General features: G+C 39.3%; 15 protein-coding genes. 10 read left to right on the top strand and 5 right to left on the bottom strand.

The annotated features are described in order from the left end of the window. The first annotated feature begins 8 nt into the window (after positions 1–8). Positions 9–1049: a methionine synthase gene (locus tag P20311_RS06260; RefSeq protein ID WP_008110816.1), complete on the top strand. Its 1041-nt coding sequence runs from the start codon at positions 9–11 to the stop codon at positions 1047–1049. A 331-nt stretch (positions 1050–1380) separates the two neighbouring features. On the opposite strand, the gene P20311_RS06255 is transcribed toward P20311_RS06260, so the two are convergent. Further along, positions 1381–1836 (bottom strand): hypothetical protein, encoded by a 456-nt coding sequence (locus tag P20311_RS06255; protein ID WP_036984909.1) that lies wholly within the window; start codon positions 1834–1836, stop codon positions 1381–1383. 285 nt (positions 1837–2121) lie between these two features. Next, positions 2122–3834 (bottom strand): AIPR family protein, encoded by a 1713-nt coding sequence (locus P20311_RS06250; protein ID WP_008110814.1) that lies wholly within the window; start codon positions 3832–3834, stop codon positions 2122–2124. 577 nt (positions 3835–4411) lie between these two features. Here P20311_RS06250 and P20311_RS06245 point away from each other — a divergent pair. Both P20311_RS06245 and P20311_RS06240 read left to right on the top strand, forming a co-directional pair. Beyond that, positions 4412–5437 carry a substrate-binding domain-containing protein gene (locus tag P20311_RS06245; RefSeq protein WP_008110812.1) on the top strand — a complete coding sequence of 342 codons (1026 nt, stop codon included), beginning with the start codon at positions 4412–4414 and terminating at the stop codon, positions 5435–5437. A 193-nt stretch (positions 5438–5630) separates the two neighbouring features. Next, the gene (locus tag P20311_RS06240) at positions 5631–6311 is read left to right on the top strand and encodes a haloacid dehalogenase type II (RefSeq protein ID WP_008110811.1); all 681 of its coding nucleotides are present in this window, start codon (positions 5631–5633) and stop codon (positions 6309–6311) included. Between the two features lie 67 nt (positions 6312–6378). On the opposite strand, the gene P20311_RS06235 is transcribed toward P20311_RS06240, so the two are convergent. Then, a complete protein-coding gene (locus P20311_RS06235) occupies positions 6379–6828 on the bottom strand; it encodes a GyrI-like domain-containing protein (RefSeq protein WP_008110810.1) in 450 nt (149 codons plus the stop codon). Between the two features lie 378 nt (positions 6829–7206). Here P20311_RS06235 and P20311_RS06230 point away from each other — a divergent pair, with 378 nt between their 5' ends. Genes P20311_RS06230 through P20311_RS06205 form a run of 6 tightly spaced genes read left to right on the top strand, consistent with a single transcriptional unit; the run spans position 7207 to position 15306 of the window. Further along, positions 7207–8745: an aspartate aminotransferase family protein gene (locus tag P20311_RS06230; RefSeq protein WP_008110809.1), complete on the top strand. Its 1539-nt coding sequence runs from the start codon at positions 7207–7209 to the stop codon at positions 8743–8745. Further along, positions 8745–10064 carry a lysine N(6)-hydroxylase/L-ornithine N(5)-oxygenase family protein gene (locus tag P20311_RS06225; RefSeq protein ID WP_008110806.1) on the top strand — a complete coding sequence of 440 codons (1320 nt, stop codon included), beginning with the start codon at positions 8745–8747 and terminating at the stop codon, positions 10062–10064. The genes P20311_RS06230 and P20311_RS06225 overlap by 1 nt, the downstream gene beginning before the upstream one ends. Beyond that, a complete protein-coding gene (locus P20311_RS06220; protein WP_008110805.1) occupies positions 10061–11239 on the top strand; it encodes an MFS transporter in 1179 nt (392 codons plus the stop codon). The genes P20311_RS06225 and P20311_RS06220 overlap by 4 nt, the downstream gene beginning before the upstream one ends. A 24-nt stretch (positions 11240–11263) precedes the next feature. Beyond that, complete coding sequence (locus P20311_RS06215; protein WP_008110804.1) at positions 11264–13612, top strand: GNAT family N-acetyltransferase; 2349 nt, start codon at positions 11264–11266, stop codon at positions 13610–13612. After that, positions 13605–14243, top strand: coding sequence for a hypothetical protein (locus tag P20311_RS06210; protein ID WP_008110803.1), 639 nt, complete (start codon positions 13605–13607; stop codon positions 14241–14243). The genes P20311_RS06215 and P20311_RS06210 overlap by 8 nt, the downstream gene beginning before the upstream one ends. Next, complete coding sequence (locus P20311_RS06205) at positions 14227–15306, top strand: heparan-alpha-glucosaminide N-acetyltransferase domain-containing protein (RefSeq protein ID WP_008110802.1); 1080 nt, start codon at positions 14227–14229, stop codon at positions 15304–15306. The genes P20311_RS06210 and P20311_RS06205 overlap by 17 nt, the downstream gene beginning before the upstream one ends. 37 nt (positions 15307–15343) lie before the next feature. Here P20311_RS06205 and P20311_RS06200 read toward each other — a convergent pair whose 3' ends face one another. Next, complete coding sequence (locus P20311_RS06200) at positions 15344–16210, bottom strand: LysR family transcriptional regulator (RefSeq protein ID WP_008110801.1); 867 nt, start codon at positions 16208–16210, stop codon at positions 15344–15346. Positions 16211–16314: 104 nt separating this feature from the next. On the opposite strand from P20311_RS06200, the gene P20311_RS06195 reads away from it, so the two are divergent. Beyond that, positions 16315–16815, top strand: coding sequence for a lactoylglutathione lyase family protein (locus P20311_RS06195; protein ID WP_008110800.1), 501 nt, complete (start codon positions 16315–16317; stop codon positions 16813–16815). A gap of 187 nt (positions 16816–17002) precedes the next feature. Here the strand turns inward: P20311_RS06195 and P20311_RS06190 are convergent, their stop codons facing one another. Then, positions 17003–17611 carry a hypothetical protein gene (locus P20311_RS06190; RefSeq protein ID WP_008110799.1) on the bottom strand — a complete coding sequence of 203 codons (609 nt, stop codon included), beginning with the start codon at positions 17609–17611 and terminating at the stop codon, positions 17003–17005. Position 17612 lies beyond the last annotated feature (1 nt).

The following is a 17612-nucleotide window of genomic DNA, read 5'->3' as shown; positions in this document are numbered from 1 at the left end:
CATTTATTATGAAAAAACTATTACCCACATCATCAGCAGGCAGCTTGCCAAAACCGTCATGGCTTGCTGAGCCCGAAACCTTATGGTCACCGTGGAAATTACAAGGCAGTGAGCTGGTAGATGGCAAACACGACGCCCTACGTATTTCCCTGCACGAGCAACAAACTGCAGGCGTAGATATAGTCAGCGACGGCGAGCAAACCCGTCAGCACTTTGTAACCACCTTTATTGAACACTTAAATGGCGTTGATTTTGAAAACCGTAAAACAGTTAAAATTCGCGACCGTTACGACGCCAGCGTACCCACAGTGGTTGGCCCTGTGTCTCGTACTAAATCGGTATTTGTTGAAGACGCCAAGTTTTTACGCCAGCAAACCAGCCAACCAATTAAATGGGCACTGCCAGGGCCAATGACCATGATCGACACCCTGTATGACGATCACTATAAAAGCCGTGAAAAACTAGCGTGGGAATTTGCTAAAATACTCAACCAAGAAGCCAAAGAGCTAGAAGCCGCAGGGGTCGATATAATTCAATTTGATGAACCCGCTTTTAACGTGTTTTTTGACGAGGTAAACGACTGGGGCATAGCCTGCCTTGAGCGAGCCATAGAAGGGTTAAAATGCGAAACTGCCGTGCATATTTGCTACGGCTACGGCATTAAAGCCAACACCGATTGGAAGAAAACCCTTGGCACCGAGTGGCGACAATACGAAGAAGTATTCCCTAAGCTGCAAAAATCGAATATTGATATTATTTCGCTCGAATGCCAAAACTCACATGTACCCATAGAGCTACTAGAACTGGTACGCGGTAAAAAAATAATGGTAGGCGCAATCGATGTAGCCACCAATACTATAGAAACCCCTGAAGAAGTGGCTAAAACCCTACGCGAAGCGCTTAAATACGTAGATGCCGACAAACTCTACCCCTGCACCAACTGCGGTATGGCACCCCTACCCCGCGATATCGCAAAGGGCAAACTTAACGCCCTAAGCAAAGGCGCAGAGTTAGTACGTAACGAACTATTAGCAGCAAATGTCGCTTAATTTTTAGTTATAGCTGCTGTAAAAAGCCACACCTTAACACATGTTGAGGTGTGGCTTTTTTAATCAAAATGTAAGGGGGGTTTACAGCTAGAATACAGGTTAAGGGTGAAAGGTATCAGGAAAAAGGTTTTAAGTTTGTTGAATATTGGTTGGGTTGAGTGCAACAAACCTAGCGTAATTAAATAAATTTAACCGAGCCGCTAGGTATTATTGATTGCGTGGAAAGTGCCATAGGCGGACATACAACGCTTGCCTAACCTGTGACTAAAATTAGCTACGAGAAAACACAAGCTTAAGTTTCTGCATCTTTTTTGTTTAGGCTCTTGTTATATCACTTAGCGCTGATCTCCTTGAGGATAGCACGTGCTGCATTTTTTCCGTTTAAAGCAAAACCAACTTCATGACCACTTTTATCTTTAAGGACTAGTAGGTTTGAATCTGCCCACATATCCCGCACTACCATATCATCTGTAACGGTATTAAGTTCTTTGATGGGAAGTTTATATCTTAGATTATATTCATACCCTCTAACATCCCATTCAGCCATGTAGGCACCATTATCTGTAATAAAGAAAACACCCCATTGCTGTAGCTCTTTATTTTCATACATAGTTGTCCATTCCTTAAAGTGAACTTTTTCTGAGTTATCCTTTATCGTTTCTAAAATTACAGGCTCGAAGGCTGGTGTATTCATTGGTCCCATCACAGTTTGCATTGGTCCAATAGAACTACAACCACTTAGAGTTAATATACATGAGATCAGTAGAATCGATTTTTTGTTTAACATCCTAAATTTCCTTTTAATAAACATAGCGCTCATCATGTGGAGTGAGCAAATTTTTGAGTAAATATGACTGTTTTATTCTGTTCACTTTTGTTTTTAGCACACCAAAACATCGGTTAATAATGGTATCGAGCAAATTTGTAACATTTATTACTTCGGGGTTTTAATTTTAACCTATTCAAATCGACACATTTGGTAAAAGTGCCATTTTCGGTCTCTTAAAAGTGACTAATATAGTCAAGATGATTCCGGTTTACTCGCTAGTTTAAATAGTGAGCTATAAAATAATTACCTAGCTATTTGAAGTTCATTATTTAAAAAATCTTTAAAACGAACTTGTATCATCTTACGCGCATCTGTCAGAGTTGTTTTAGTTGGTTCAAATAATGCCAGAATGCGCTCAAGTTCATCTATACATTGCTGATAATCAAGATCAGGACAAACATTATTCATATACAATATATAAAATACTTTTTGTTCTATTTTCTGTAGTGTTTCTGTTGCTGAATCATAAGATTTCTTTATTTCAAAATAGCTTTCAATGATGGATGGTGCCTCTGAGATATTAAAGTTTTTTTCTGAAAAAATTTCATCATAATACTTACCAAAAATATGTTGTTTTTGATTAGAAGATTTTTCAGGACTACCTTGAATTGCAAATAAAATTTGGCCGAATTGCTCCATACTTATCTTATATCGGTATTCTTTCTGGTCGTTCATACCAGTATCACCATTCTTTCGAGAATATATGATATTGTGCTCGTCTAGTAATTGTTCCAATTGTATTTGGAGTGTGCTTAAAGACTTTAAGTCTACATTTGAAATAGAATTTTGACTATTGGTATACTCAGCAATTTTGTTGACAGCATCGCTATTTGATGCATTAAAAATTCTTACCAATACTTCACTCTTTGATAAGTAATCAGTAATATTTGATTCATTCAGTGCATTGAAATTATGTAACGTTCTTAATGTTTGACCACCATTTAGGACTTGGAAGTCATTAATTGTTATCCTAATTTTTTTGTTACCATTAACTGGCTCTGCTTTAATATCTTTTGTAACAATTGTCATACCATTGTTATACATGAAAAACTTACTTGGTTCTTCTCTGAGAGATTTAGCTATGGCTTCATTGTATTTAGACTTTTGAACAAAGCCACGTACGTTATCGAATAAAACTCCATAGTCAATTCGCTCTTTTGCCAAAAGCTCGACTCTTTCACAGTTGTAGTTGTTACGCAAATCGGGGTTCTTACAGGTTATACGAATGATATCAGCTGCATTAAGTCTTATTATATAAGATTTAGATGTAGAGATAGAGTTTTCAGAATAAGACATCAAAGCATCATTATCTATTATAAGTTCCGCTACAATTGGCTTAGGCCTGAGAGACATCATAGTTTTTATATGTGGTAAGCAGACAGATGTAACTTCCATGTCATAAAAATCTTTCAATTGTTCTATGGATGTTTCATCTATATTGATTGAGATCGGTTCATTGCTTATCATGTATAGAGATATTTTCCATACATCGTTTGAGTTTAGTTTTTCTATTGCATCGTCAACCAAGTTTTTAAGCTTTCCTTTCAGTCCCTCTGAATTACCATTTAGAATACAGTTAACAAGCTTGGTTGATACAAAAGCATCATTTTCACTTTGCATTTGGCCAAGCTTGAACGTCTCTCTAAACTTAAAGTTAAATAGCATTATCTCTTTGTTTTCTTCATTGATATAAAGAGCATCAATACCTTGATCATTGTGGCGTTCATTTGTCAGATGGGCGTTATACTCAGTATCTGTAATAATATCACTGATACGGTCTAGATCTTTTTCATCACATAAGTTTTCAAGCATAAAAAGATAAAAACCAAAGCGTTCTTTCAACTTGTCTGTTTTTGGAGGCGTTAGAAAAATTGCACCTTTTGAGTAGAGTTCGAAGTACTTCTTGCATTTGATATTCAATAACTTGAAGTCATTTAAGCTAGCGGTTGCTGACATTATGTTTCTCAATTCTTGTTTTTTTTAAATATTAACACATGAACAAAATTTGTAGGACTTTCTTACTTTATTAATTAATAAAATCAAACCCAAAAAAAACTAGAGTCTATAAAGTGGTTAAACTTTGACTTCAGCGTCAAATTTATTGACTGCTCTGTTATCCTTATTTTGACTACTAGGTAAAGTCTAAAGCAATAAGGTAAACCAGTAACCCTCTACTTTTAGCTATTACTTAGTTAAATTTCTAAATTGCACTTATAAACTCAATAGCCCTTCTACCCATTCTAAAACAAAGAGTGTGTCTCGGATTTCAAAGGACTGTTTATTAATTACTTGATCAAATACCATCTTACAATGCGGTATTTTTAACCAAACCGTAACGGGGGTTTACAGCACTCTAGTGAATGCAAAGCTGTTTGTTTAGCAAAAAATTACTATTACCATCGCCTAGTATAAAAGCACTGCAGTTAAGTCTTATTTTTTACTTTATATTCAATGGGGTAGCTATATTTTTTTGAAGTGCTATTCTGATATATCAATTTATAGTTGATGCCGTTTTAATTAAGGATACTGGTCGTTGTTTTTTATTAAACCCAAGTTTATTTGCAGCTCTTGTTCTATTTACAAACCTAAAATATCGTTTTCATTATTTTTTGTGCTGCTGTGTTTGCCATTTTTTGCAAATGCTCAATTTGTCATTGGCATAGTAGGAAAAACTAAAAACGATAGCTTTTACATTCAGGCGCACAAAGGGTGTACCGAGTTTGCAAAGTCGCAGCCTGACGTTACCTGTAAATATGATGGGCCTGATGATTATCAAGATATTCGAACCCAAGCTTTAATTATTAATGACATGATGAAAAGTGGGATTGATGGTTTATTAGTTTCAATATCAGATTCTGATTATTTGGTAGAGAGAGCCCTTAAAGATTTATTTGAAAAAAACATTCCTGTTATTACTTTTGACTCAGACTTATTAGCAAAAGATCACCAGTACAGGCTGGCTTACGTTGGTACTGATAATTTTGACTTTGGTGTGGCGTTAGGCAATCAATTAAAGAATTTAGTAAGTGAAGAAAATAAGCGTATTTGTATTCAATCTGGTCATCCTACTGCACCAAACTTAAATAAAAGAATCGCAGGTGTTAGGTTTGCGCTTTCTGGGCAAAGTAGTCAGCGCCTGTCGGGTGAAAATGGCTGGAGCGAGTATAACCGCTGCCCTCTTTATAGTTTAGGAAAAAGGGGTGCCTCGTTAGAGCAAGTAAAAAGCCTTACTAAGATGGACAGGCCTCCTGCGTTTGTTGCTGGTTTTGCACAGTTTAATACTGAGTATATAAACTTGATGACACCCTACAAACATAAACTTGATTCAAAAGAACTTGTTATTGTTTCAGCAGATACCGAAAAAATACAATTAGACGCGCTTAGCAAAGGGCTATCTTCATCAAACGTTGGTCAAAATCCATATGAAATGGGGCGACTCAGTGCGCAGTTAATGTATGACGTAATTAAGCATAATATAAAGCCTGCTGAAGCGTTTTATTTTTTAGACTTTCATTACTGCCAACAAAGCAACGCCCAAACATGTACTGTAAATTATTAATATTTAACCCCTAGGTGGTGAAATATTCACTTTAAACCCCTATTCCTCAAGCGGTATTTTTAACCAAACCGTAACGGGGGTTTACAGTAACTGCTTAAACGCGGGTGTTGTTACTGTACTTTATTAACTGATAAAGTGATTAATATTGAGTAGTAAAATTGCGTTTTAGTAACGATTTAAACAGGAGTCATTAATGGCAACTACACTGGCGTTTGATGTATACGGTACGCTTATAAACACTCATGGCGTGGTGTCGTTACTTGAAAATATGGTTGGCGATAGTTCGCACGCATTTTCAACTACCTGGCGTGAAAAACAACTTGAATACTCGTTTAGACGTGGCTTAATGCAAAACTATGTGCCGTTTTCGGTGTGTACTGAGCAGGCACTTAATTATGCGTGTTTACTGCACAAGGTAACTTTAAGCGATGAGCAAAAAGCACAGTTATTAGCGCGTTATAAAACCCTACCCGCATTCGATGACGTTAAAGCAGGGCTTGAGAGCTTAAAAGCACAAAACTATCGGTTGTTTGCGTTTTCTAATGGTGCGGCCAGTTCGGTAAATACCTTGCTCGAAGCGGCAGGTATAAGTGATTATTTTGAAGGCGTGGTGAGCGCCGATGACATTAAAACTTTTAAACCCAACCCCGGTGTTTATAGTCATTTTTTACGTCAGGCACATTCAACCGGTGCTAATACTTGGCTTATATCGAGTAATCCGTTTGATGTTATTGGGGCGTTATCGCACGGTATGCGTGCTGCGTGGATACAGCGCTCAAATGAGGCTATTTTTGATCCCTGGGAACTAACGCCTACAATAACGGCGTGCGATTTACATGATTTAAAAACCAAGCTAGCCAGTAATAACCAGTGATTTAGTTGGCAGGGGTTAAACTACAGTAATGAAAGGCTAGGTTTGCGCTTACAAACCTAGCCGTTTTTTAGTCTTTAATTGCAATGGCAATTTCTATTTCTTTACTGTTTTTATAATACTCAAAATCACTGGTGTAAGTACGTTCATAGCGGCAATCGTCTGAGCTGAAGTATTGCCAAATTTCGCCCCATAAATCGATCACTGCATCGGGCATTTCACCCTCACCTTTAAATACCAAATAACGCCCCGCTTGGATGGTTACTTTTTTAGCTTCAGGGAGTTTAATTGATAAATTATCGCAGCAGGCAATTACGTCAAAGTCCCCAGTGAGATCGCTTTCGTAATTAGTATACACACCATACACTTTGGTGTTTTGGGTGAGGCTGTTGGCAAACTTTTCACCAAATTTTTGCCAAAGTTCAGCTATATTTGCAGTGCCAGCGTTCATTTCATTGGCGTTGCAGGTTCTTACTTTTAAGCCGATTAAGGTCTGACTTGCTAGTTGCTTTACTTCCATCATGACGTCCTTTAGCGTTAATACAAACACCAACGTAACAGAAAAACCGCCAATACTTTAAATATTGTATTAAATATTTCATAAATAATGATTATTAAGCTCAGTTGCTTATTTATTGCTCGTATTTGAATAGGTGGTAATGGCTAAACATAGCTTTGCTACCGCTAAAATAATTTACTTAACTTTCTCTTAGTTTATTTTTTGCTTGTAATGCTTGACGTTTAATAATGTAGTTTATCGATTTTTGTTAAAAATATACGACAAGCTTATTAGCTCTAATTAAAAAAAGTTGCTACCTAATCTTTTTTCATTATTGTAAATAGAAATCATTATCATTAAGATCCTTGCACCTAAAAAGTGTACTCAAGGAATGTTGATGTGTCTCAATCTCAAGTGTTAAATATTAATACCATTGAAAAACAGGCTGTATTTGAACAAAGCGGCTTGCCCCCACAATTCAATTTAGAGCAGTTCATTAATTATCAAATAGCATCATTGCAAGGGTTGTCGGCAGTACAGCAAGCGATGGCTAAAGCCCAAAAGCCATTTTCAGGTGTGTCGGTAAATGCGTTAGCAGAAGTCGTAAACGATGTTGATTTATCAAAGCCTTTGGCTGACTTTCCGGCGGTGCTTGAAGAGCTAAAAGGCGTGTATTTAGATCATGCCGTGTATTTTCATCATCCGCGTTATATGGCTCATTTAAACTGCCCTGTAACCTACCCTGCTGTTGTGGCCGAACACATTATTGCTGCTATTAATACCTCAGTAGATACGTGGGATCAAAGTGCAGGCGCGACGTTAATCGAACAAAAGCTGATTGATTGGACATGCCAAAAAGCAGCATTGCCAAGCACTGCCGATGGAGTATTTACTAGTGGCGGCACGCAATCAAACTTAATGGCAATGTTGGTTGCTCGTGAAGTAGCAGTAAGCCGATATGCGCCAGAACATCAGGTAAAACTTCAGGGCTTACCGGCTGTTGCATCGCGTTTTAAAATTTATTGCTCTGAGGTGGCCCATTTTAGTATTCAAAAAGCAGCGGCGTTACTGGGCTTAGGTTACGACGCCGTGGTGCCGGTGGCTACAAACAGCGAAATGCAAATGGATATGGAGGCACTTAAAACCGCCATAGCAACAAGCAAAGCGCAAGGTGATTTACCCATTGCAGTTGTTATTACCGCAGGCACAACCGATTTTGGCTCTATCGATCCAATCCATAATATTGCCATGCTAGCTAAAGAAGAGCAGCTATGGTGCCACGTAGATGGCGCTTTTGGTGGCGGTTTGTTGGTGAGCGAGCACCACCGCAATGCGCTTAATGGCATTGAGTTGGTTGATTCAATAACGATTGATTATCACAAATCATTTATGCAACCGGTTAGTTGTAGTGCCTTTTTATTAAGCGACAAACGCCATTTTAGCCACATTACTTTGTATGCCGATTATTTAAACCCATTAGCAGAGGCCGGAAATGGCACGCCTAATTTGGTTGATAAAAGCCTGCAAACCACTCGCCGTTTTGATGCCTTAAAATTATGGCTAACACTGCGTACCACTGGAGAGGCACCACTTGGCCGCGCGTTCGATAAAGTTATTGGTCTTGCGCGCCAAACGCATATTGTACTTAACGATCACCCCGACTTTGAAGTAGTAAATTACCCCGAGCTTAGTGCCTTGGTATTTAGATTTGCCCCTGATGATTTAAAACATGACCTTGATTTACTCGACTCTTTAAACCTGCATGTACGACAAACGTTTTTAAAAACTGGTGAAGCCATGATTGCCCGTACAAAAATAAATGGTCGCCATTATCTTAAATTTACATTGCTTAATGCGCAGTGCCAATTAACTGATGTACGCGCTGTTATTGAGCAAATTAGCCACATTGCATGGCAAACTTATAGGGAAATTGCATAATGGATAATCAACCTTACGATTTTATCGCTATTGGCCTTGGCCCATTTAACTTATCTTTAGCGTGTTTAAGTGAACCGCTCGAAGATGTAAAAAGCCTGTTTTTGGAGCAGCGCAGTGAGTTTGATTGGCACCCTGGAATGATGCTAGAAGGCGTTACATTACAAACTCCGTTTATGTCGGATTTAGTAACCATGGCAGATCCAACCAGCCAGTATAGCTTTTTAAATTATGCCAAATTAAATAATCGGTTATACCCGTTTTATATTCGCGAAAGCTTTTTTTTATTGCGCCGTGAATACAACTTATATTGCCAATGGGTTTGCTCGCAGCTTTCAAATGTTAACTTTGAACAAACTGTCACTCAAGTTGAATTTTGCCCGCAAAGTGAGTGTTATACCGTTAGCTGTAACACCCCTAATGGTATGCAACATTATGTGACTCGCCATATTGTTTTGGGCACAGGGCCTGCACCGTATATTCCTGATTGCGCTGTGCAAAGTAACTCAAATAACGTAATGCACAGTAGCGATTTTTGTCATCGGCTTGATGAATTAAAAGCGGCTAAACGAGTTACCGTGGTAGGGGCTGGGCAAAGTGCAGCAGAAATTTACCACACCTTATTGCAGCAAGCAGTACCGCAAGGTTTGCAGTTAGATTGGATAGCACGCTCACCGCGCTATTTCCCGCTTGAGTATACTAAGCTCACCCTTGAAATGACCTCTCCTGAGTATGTAGATTACTTTTATAATTTAAAAACTGAGCAGCGAGATTGGCTCAATCAAAACCAAAAAAATCTATTTAAGGGCATTAACGGCGATTTAATTAACGACATTTTCGACACCCTCTACGCGCAAAGCCTTGATGGGCCAATTTCTACTACATTTAAAACTAACAGCAGGCTAACAGGTACTCAAAAAGTAGGTAAGCGTTTACTGACTGAGTTTTATCATCAGGAGCTTGAGCAGCCCTTTTCAATAGAAACCGACTTTTTAATTTGCGCCACGGGCTTTAAATATCAGCGCCCTGCTTTTTTAAATAATATTGCCCACCAATTACCCCAAGATGAGCAAGGTCGTTATTTAGTGAGTCGTGAATATGCGGTAGATAGCGAACAAAAACGTATTTTTGTACAAAATGCCGAGCAGCATACTCATGGTTTTGTAACTCCAGATTTAGGTATGGCTTGCTACCGTAATAGTATTATTTTACGTGAAATTTTAGGTTATTCGCCTTATCAGGTTGAGCAAAAAATTGCTTTTCAAAACTTTGATTTAAGCGATGTCACCCTATCAACACAACAGCAGAGTAGCGCCGCATGAGTCTTCGTTTAGCGCTAATTTTGCTGACGGTTATTTCGGTGGTATGCGATACCTTGTTGCTACCGTTTTATCCGCAATTTTTTGCTAGTGAATTTGCTATTAGTAACGCCACTCTAATCGGCCTCTTTGTGGCTAACTGTTGTATTACTGTAATGCTGGCTTTACCGCTATGGGCTAAGGTCGCTAAAAAATACAATGAATTGGCTTTATGGTTAGTAACCCAAGTAGTAGCCGCTGGTTTTGGCCTGCTTTGCTACTTTGCGACCAATGTATGGGAGTTTTGGATTTACTACCAACTAATGTTGGTGCTAAAGGCAAGCTACCTTCTTATATACCCATTTGCACTGCGATTAGAGCAGCAAACTAAGCATTTATCTATTATTGGTTTGTTTTCTGTATTGATGCATTTTGGTGCGATTGGTGGTGCTTTAATTGGTGGTTATTTCTTTAGTTTAGCAGAGCCACGCTATGCGTTATTACTCAGTAGTGCCGGTGACCTAGTTCAGGTTTTATTATGCGCCTACTTAATGTATTCATTAAAAACAGGTATTTATCAGCAAGCAATAACGACTGAAAAACCGCGAGAACGTATTCCCTATTTTATTTGGCAATTTTGCTTTTTAAGTGTGGTGGTTTATTTTAGCGCGTTTTTAATTCGCCCTTTCTTTACTACTCATTGGCAAGCATTAAACGCACAAAGCAGCACCTTGCAAAGCGCTGTTATATACGCCATTCCTGCCTTTGCCGCGCTTGTTATGCTGGTTTTTAACCATTTCAGGCAGCATTTACCACTGCCAACATTAAGCCGCACGAGCACTTTGTTATGTGCACTTATTTTAGGGGCGCTTGGGCTTTATTTACAAGCGCAGGAGTCGGTTGGGTTAGTAATTTTATCACGTGTTTTATATGGTTTTGCGCTATTTCAAGTGATGGTACTGCTAGAGGTAATGCTATTTGCTAAAAGTGAGCCTGCACATTACGGCAGCGACTTTGCCAAAGTGCACATTGCTCAAAACATCGGGGTTATTTTAGCGTCGTTACTAGTGGGTATGAGCGTAGAGCATCTTTCAACAACGGTTGTGTTTTACTTTGCTGCCATTGGCTTTGCAAGCCTTGCCTTTATTTTGCTTTGGCGGGTTAAGGCTGTTGCTCGAACTGCGCGTTCAGCGTCTTAGTTTTTAAGATTTATTGGAGTTTTTATGTATTTTTCATCTTTTGTAACCACCCTACAGCATACCGGTAAAGTGACGATGCGGTTATTACAACAAACAGATATGCCAACTGTTTGCGATTGGCTTAAGCAACCGTATGCGCACTTTTGGGGGATGCAGCAGCAAACCGAGCAACAAATAACTAAAGCGTATCAAGATATTATTGATACGCCTCATCATCAGGCATACGTGATCGAGCAAAATAATAACCTATTGGCTTTAGTTGAGCTTTATAGCCCTGAGCACGAAAGCTTAATGAAAGCGGCGTACGAGGTGGAACCTAATGATGTGGGTATGCATATTTTATTAGCGCCTAACACGGCACCTAAGCGCCATTTTAGTTTTGAAATGATGCAGTGCGTGCTGCAAAGTATTTTTGCTCAAAATAGTGCCGCCCGTGTTGTGGTTGAGCCCGACATTGCTAATAGTAAAATTCATACTTTAAATAAACGTTTGGGATTTGTTCACACCCAGCAAATTCAACTAGGCGAAAAAGCCGCTTATTTAGGCTTTTGTAATAAAGCAGCCTTTGATAGGCACAGCCAACTATTTACTGATTCGTTAGCACCTTTGCAAACTGATTACGTGATACAGCCACATTGGCAATGGGCAAATCGGCATTTACAAGCTAAAGCACTCACCGAGCTAGTGCACGAGCGTTTATTGGCCGCAGAGACAACAAAGCAAGGCTTTAAAGTGAATGTTGAAGGCGGTTACTTTATTTTTAATGGCCGTGCTATGGCACTGAATCATATAGATATAGACGAGCCAAGCCTATGCTTTTACAACCTTAACGAAGAGCTGCAGCCGCTAGATGTGTTGCACTTTTTTAGTATGCAAGGGCCTGCGCTAGGTTTAACGGGTAAGCGCCTTGCCACCTACCTTGAAGAGCTAAATGCTACTTTAGCCAGTGCGTGCTTTAAACGTGAAAATAACACCTTAACAGCGGCGCAGTTAGCTAATTTAGGGCTGCAAAAAATAGAAGCCGCAATGAGCGAAGGGCATCCTGCCTTTGTTGCTAATAATGGCCGCATTGGTTTTAGTAAAGCTGACTTTTTACGTTATGCGCCAGAAGTAGGCAAACCGTTTAAAGTACTGTGGTTAGCAGCGCATAAAGCGGTATGCGACTTTGCTCATAGTGAATACTTTGTCGACTACCCAAGCCATATAAGTGATGAACTAGATTTAACCACTCGAGATGCGTTTAACACAGCGCTAAAAGCTCAAAACCTAAAACCCGATGATTACTTACTCATTCCTGCTCACCCTTGGCAGTACCAACACAAATTGAGTGTGGTATTTGCAAATGAGTTGGCAAATCAGCGATTAGTGTATTTAGGTGAAGGTGACGATTTATATCAAGCGCAACAATCAATTCGGACATTATATAACTGCTCGCACCCGCATAAACCGTATTTAAAAGTGGCGTTGTCTATTTTAAATATGGGATTTATGCGTGGCTTATCGCGTGCTTACATGGCGGTGACTCCTGCCATTAACGATTGGGTATTTGCTAAGGTTAGCCAAGATCAACAACTCGCAGGCGCTAATTTTACAGCGCTTAGAGAATACGCCACCTTAGGTTATGCCCATCATACGTTTGAGCAAAGCGCGCTAGGTGATACACCCTATCGTAAAATGTTTGCCTGCTTATGGCGAGAAAACCCAAACCATAATTTAAATAGTAATGAACAACTGACCACCATGGCAGCGTTATTACACTTAGATAATAATGGCCAAAGTTTAGTGGGCGAATGGATAACGCAAAGTGGTTTGAGCTCGCAGCAGTGGTTACGTGCCTACTTTAATGCCTATTTAATTCCGCTAGTACATTGTTTTTACGCGCATAAATTAGTGTTTATGCCTCACGGCGAAAACCTCATTTTAAAGCTTAAAAACTCGGTGCCTGTGGGCGCATATATGAAAGACATAGGTGAAGAGGTTGCCTTACTTAATAGCACTGAAGTATTGCCTGTAGGGGTTGAACGTATTCATGTTTCTATGCCGAAAGAGCTTGAGCTATTAAGTATATTTACCGATGTATTTGACTGCTTCTTTAGATACTTAGTAGCAATTTTAGTGCGAGAAGAGCGTATTACAGAGCATGACTTTTGGCAGTGTGTTACCCAAAGTGTTAAAGCATATCAACATGCTAATCCTGCTTTAAATGAGCGATTTAAAGAGTATGACTTTTTTAGTGATGAGTTTGCTCACTCTTGTTTAAACCGCTTACAGCTGGGTAATAATGAGCAAATGGTTGATTTAACGGATCCGGCAGGTAGTTTGCAGTTTGCTGGTAACTTAAACAACCCCGTATCGGCAAAGCTGTATGGCTAAACCGATTACCCTTGCGCAGTTTTTATATTGCCAACAACCCGTGCAACGAACTTTTAAACCGAGCTTATTATTAGTGCGCGCTTTAACAGTTCGTTGTAAGGCGCAGTACCCTACTGCGCCTAAGCAATTTATTAGTCGGCATTTGTATTTACAGCTTTGCTGGCAAGCTGTTTACGCTTATTGCTATTGGTTTGCTTGCAAGCAAAGTACGGCTGATCCCATTAACATGCCGTTAGCGGTAAATGGCGCTTATTGTCGTGGGTTTAACCTGAATAATGGCGTGTTAGTAAGTAAAACTGAGCAAACCAAAGCGTTTACTCATTTTATAAGCCAAGTTGGTGAATGGGTAAATACCGACTACGCGCTGGGTAAAAAAGAACAAGCACGGTTATTACTCGATTCATTAAGTAGCGCCATTGAGCGAGCTCATAGCTTAGCCCTTGCTACTACTTTACATATCAATAATTGCCATCGTCAGCTGCACACCCTTATTTGTCAGCACTTTAATCTTGATGCGCCATTTACTGAAAAACCCCAGCGTTTAACCTGTTGCCGCTATTATTTAGCCGGTTATAGCAAATGCCAAACCTGCCCTAAAAAGGATATTAAAACCAATGAACCAACGTCTTAAAACGATTGATCTTGCGCGTGGTGCGAGCGTTTTTATTATGATTATTGTGCATACCTTATGGATGTATGCCTCCACGACGCTTCAAAGTGAAAGCGCATTTGGTACGGTTGTGCATATACTTGGCAAAGGCACCGCCTCGTTTTTGGTGGCAATGGGGCTATCTATGGCGCTTTCGCGCAGGCAAACACCTTTGCTATTAATTAAGCGTGGCATACAGCTTTTACTGCTTGCCTATTTAATGAATGCGGCCAAGTTTTGGCTGCCTATTGAAGTATTTAATACCATGCCTGAGGCATTTATAAATGCGTATGGCTGGCAAAGTCCGCTCAGTACTGGGCAGTTACAATTTATGGTGTTAACAGGTGATATTTTACAACTGGCTGGAGTTAGCTTATTGCTGTTTGGTGTACTTAATATTGCCCGTTGGAAAACAACATGGATTGCGGTTTTAGCCATTGCAATTGCAGTTATGAGCCAGTTTGTGAGGGGGCAACAATTTACGCTTTCACCTTATATTAGCGATTTGTTTTTTGCTAATAACTATCAGGTGTATTTTCCGGTATTTCCTTGGATAAGTGCGATATTAACGGGGTATGTACTTGGTCGTTTATATCTTAGTAACCAACAAAATGCCGATTACTTATATAAAGTATGTGCACAACTCGGTGCTGCTTTACTTGTTATTGGCGGCATATGGTTAGCCATTGATTTTAAAGGGCAGTTTGGCAACTTTTTCCATTTAAATGGCGGCGGTATTAGCTATTTAATTGGCTTAAATTTATGTGCACTAGCGGCTATACAGTATATTTTTGCTGATAAATATAATGGCCCTATTACACGTGCCCTTTTATATGCCAGTAAACATGTAACCGCGCTCTATGTTATTCAATGGGTACTTATTTGCTGGTTTATGGGGGCGCTTGGTTATCATACCCTCAGCCTTTGGCCGACACTTTGTATGATGGTACTGATGACTTTACTTACTTTTGCTGTGCACAAGGTTTATTTAAAAAGCAAACAGAGCCTCACAGACATTACGCAAAAAGCTAAACGTACAGCTTAAGCTGTAAAGGGGCTTTACGGGCGCTGATTTAGGTGCCCTAGCCTGCTTTTATTGCGTCAATAACGCTATGCATACGCTTTGCTAACGGCCTATTTCGGTGATGGCACACATAAATATTTTCGCTAATTGGATTAGCTAAATGATGCGTTTTAATAAGCGCAGGTTTATTAAATGCGCTAACGGCGTGCGCAGGTAAAACTGTAAAACCCAGCCCTAAACTTACCGGCTCCAGTATTAAACTTATTTGGTTAGAAAACCCCGTTTGCTTAATTTGATCAACATGTTCAAATTCACTGTAGTTTTCGCTAAGTAAAAGCTGTGCATGATGTTTTGCATCGGGGTGGCTAATAAAACCCAGTTCATTTAATGCGCTCCATGTTGGGCTTTTTATTGCGGCCGGTGTGATCAATAGTAAAGGCTCTTGGCCTATTTTATGGCTGGTTACTTCGCTAAGGGCAGGCGCTTGAGTTAAAAAGCCAATATCGGCACTATGGTTTGCCACTGCTTGTTCAACACTGGTATTTGGAGCAAAGCGGTAATCTATAATTAGCTCCTTGTGCTCTACTTGCAGTGCTAATAGTTGATTGTAAAACTTTAGCCCGCAACTGCCTGGCGACTGTATTTTTACTAAACCGCTGTAAGGTGAATCATCTTTTAATTGCTGCTCTAAAAACTGCCATTCTTTTAATAATAAGCTACCCTGCTGATATAAATTTTGCCCATGTACGGTAAGCGTAAATTGTTTACCGTGGCGCTCAAGCAAGGCGCAATCTACTTGCTGCTCTAACTTTTTTATATGTTGGCTTACGCCTGACTGGGTCATATAAAGGCGCTCGGCGGTTTGGGTAAAGTGATTTACCTCAACTAAAGTACAAAACGTGTTTAACCATGTCGGGTTTATCATTACAAAATATACTCAAAATGATGATTAATGATAATTTTACTTAATGTTGGTCAGTTCGTAAACTCACTCCATCAACTAAACATAGTTAAGTAGGAGTATTTATTATGAGTCATACATATCCACGTAGTTTTTCGCACATTGGTATTTCAGTTCCCGATGTTGAAAAAGCCGTAGAGTTTTACACTAAGGTGATGGGCTGGTACACCATAATGGAGCCTACCATGATCACTGAAGACAACAGCCCAATTGGCGAAATGTGTACCGATGTATTTGGTCCAAATTGGGAAAAATTCAAAATAGCGCATCTTTCAACAGGCGACCGAATTGGTGTAGAAATTTTTGAATTTAAAGACCAAGAAAACCCTAAAGACAACTTTGAATACTGGAAAACCGGTATCTTCCATTTCTGTGTACAAGACCCAGATGTAGAAGGCTTAGCGGATCGTATTGTTGCTGCAGGTGGTAAAAAACGTATGCCAGAGCCACGCTACTATTACCCTGGTGAAAAGCCGTACCGCATGATCTACATGGAAGACCCGTTTGGTAACATCCTTGAGATTTACAGCCACAGCTACGAGCTTATATATAGCGCTGGTGCTTATTAAAAGCATTTAGCTAAAAACAAAAGCAGCAGTATTTATTACTGCGGCTTTTTGTGTTTAAAAAGAATACATGATCTAAATGAGTTAGTGCTAATAACTCGGCTTTAAGTCGAAATTTTTATTAGCATTAAGGGCAATTATGGAGACTTGATTGAAAGCTATAACCTAAGCTAATTATAAAAAGGAGATATTAGCTGGAGCAGGTTACATGACTCATATCGAAAGTATGCGTTAAACCATCAGGATTTTTATCAATTACTATCAGGTCATTCTTTTCAATGTAAAACGTGTATTCGCGCATCCAATTTAGTTTAGCAATTTGCTTTAGCTCATAACGGCCAAATGCTAGCGGGCAATTTAAATACGCATAATGGTAGGCTTTCCCCATTGCTCCAGGGTCTGCGGTGTAAATATAAATAGTACGATCAGTAAACGTGCTTTGTTTGTGAATATAATCAGGGGTTGATAATGAAGAACCATTGAATAAAATCCCTAAACATAAAAAAGGAATTTGTATTAAAGCGACTAATGTAAGAATGATAAAGAACAACCACTGGGCTATTTTATTTTTAATTATGCTTTTAATTTTTTCAGGTTTGGTGAAAAGCAGTATTAAACCCGTAATTACCAACACCAATTTTATATAAAGTAGATGATGGCTTAATGTATCCATAAGCCGTGGAGAGTGCCAATTTAATCCCCAAAGCGCTCCACCATGCATGCTCTCCAAAAAGGGTAACAATAAACATGCTGAAATAAGAAAAATAACTACCGAGCTATTGTTGCCGCTTGTATCCATT

The organism is Pseudoalteromonas sp. BSi20311, assembly GCF_000239875.1.
Classification (GTDB): Bacteria; Pseudomonadota; Gammaproteobacteria; order Enterobacterales; family Alteromonadaceae; genus Pseudoalteromonas.
The sequence above is the reverse complement of the archived record's forward strand: the minus strand, read 5'-3'. Positions and strand labels throughout refer to the sequence as shown.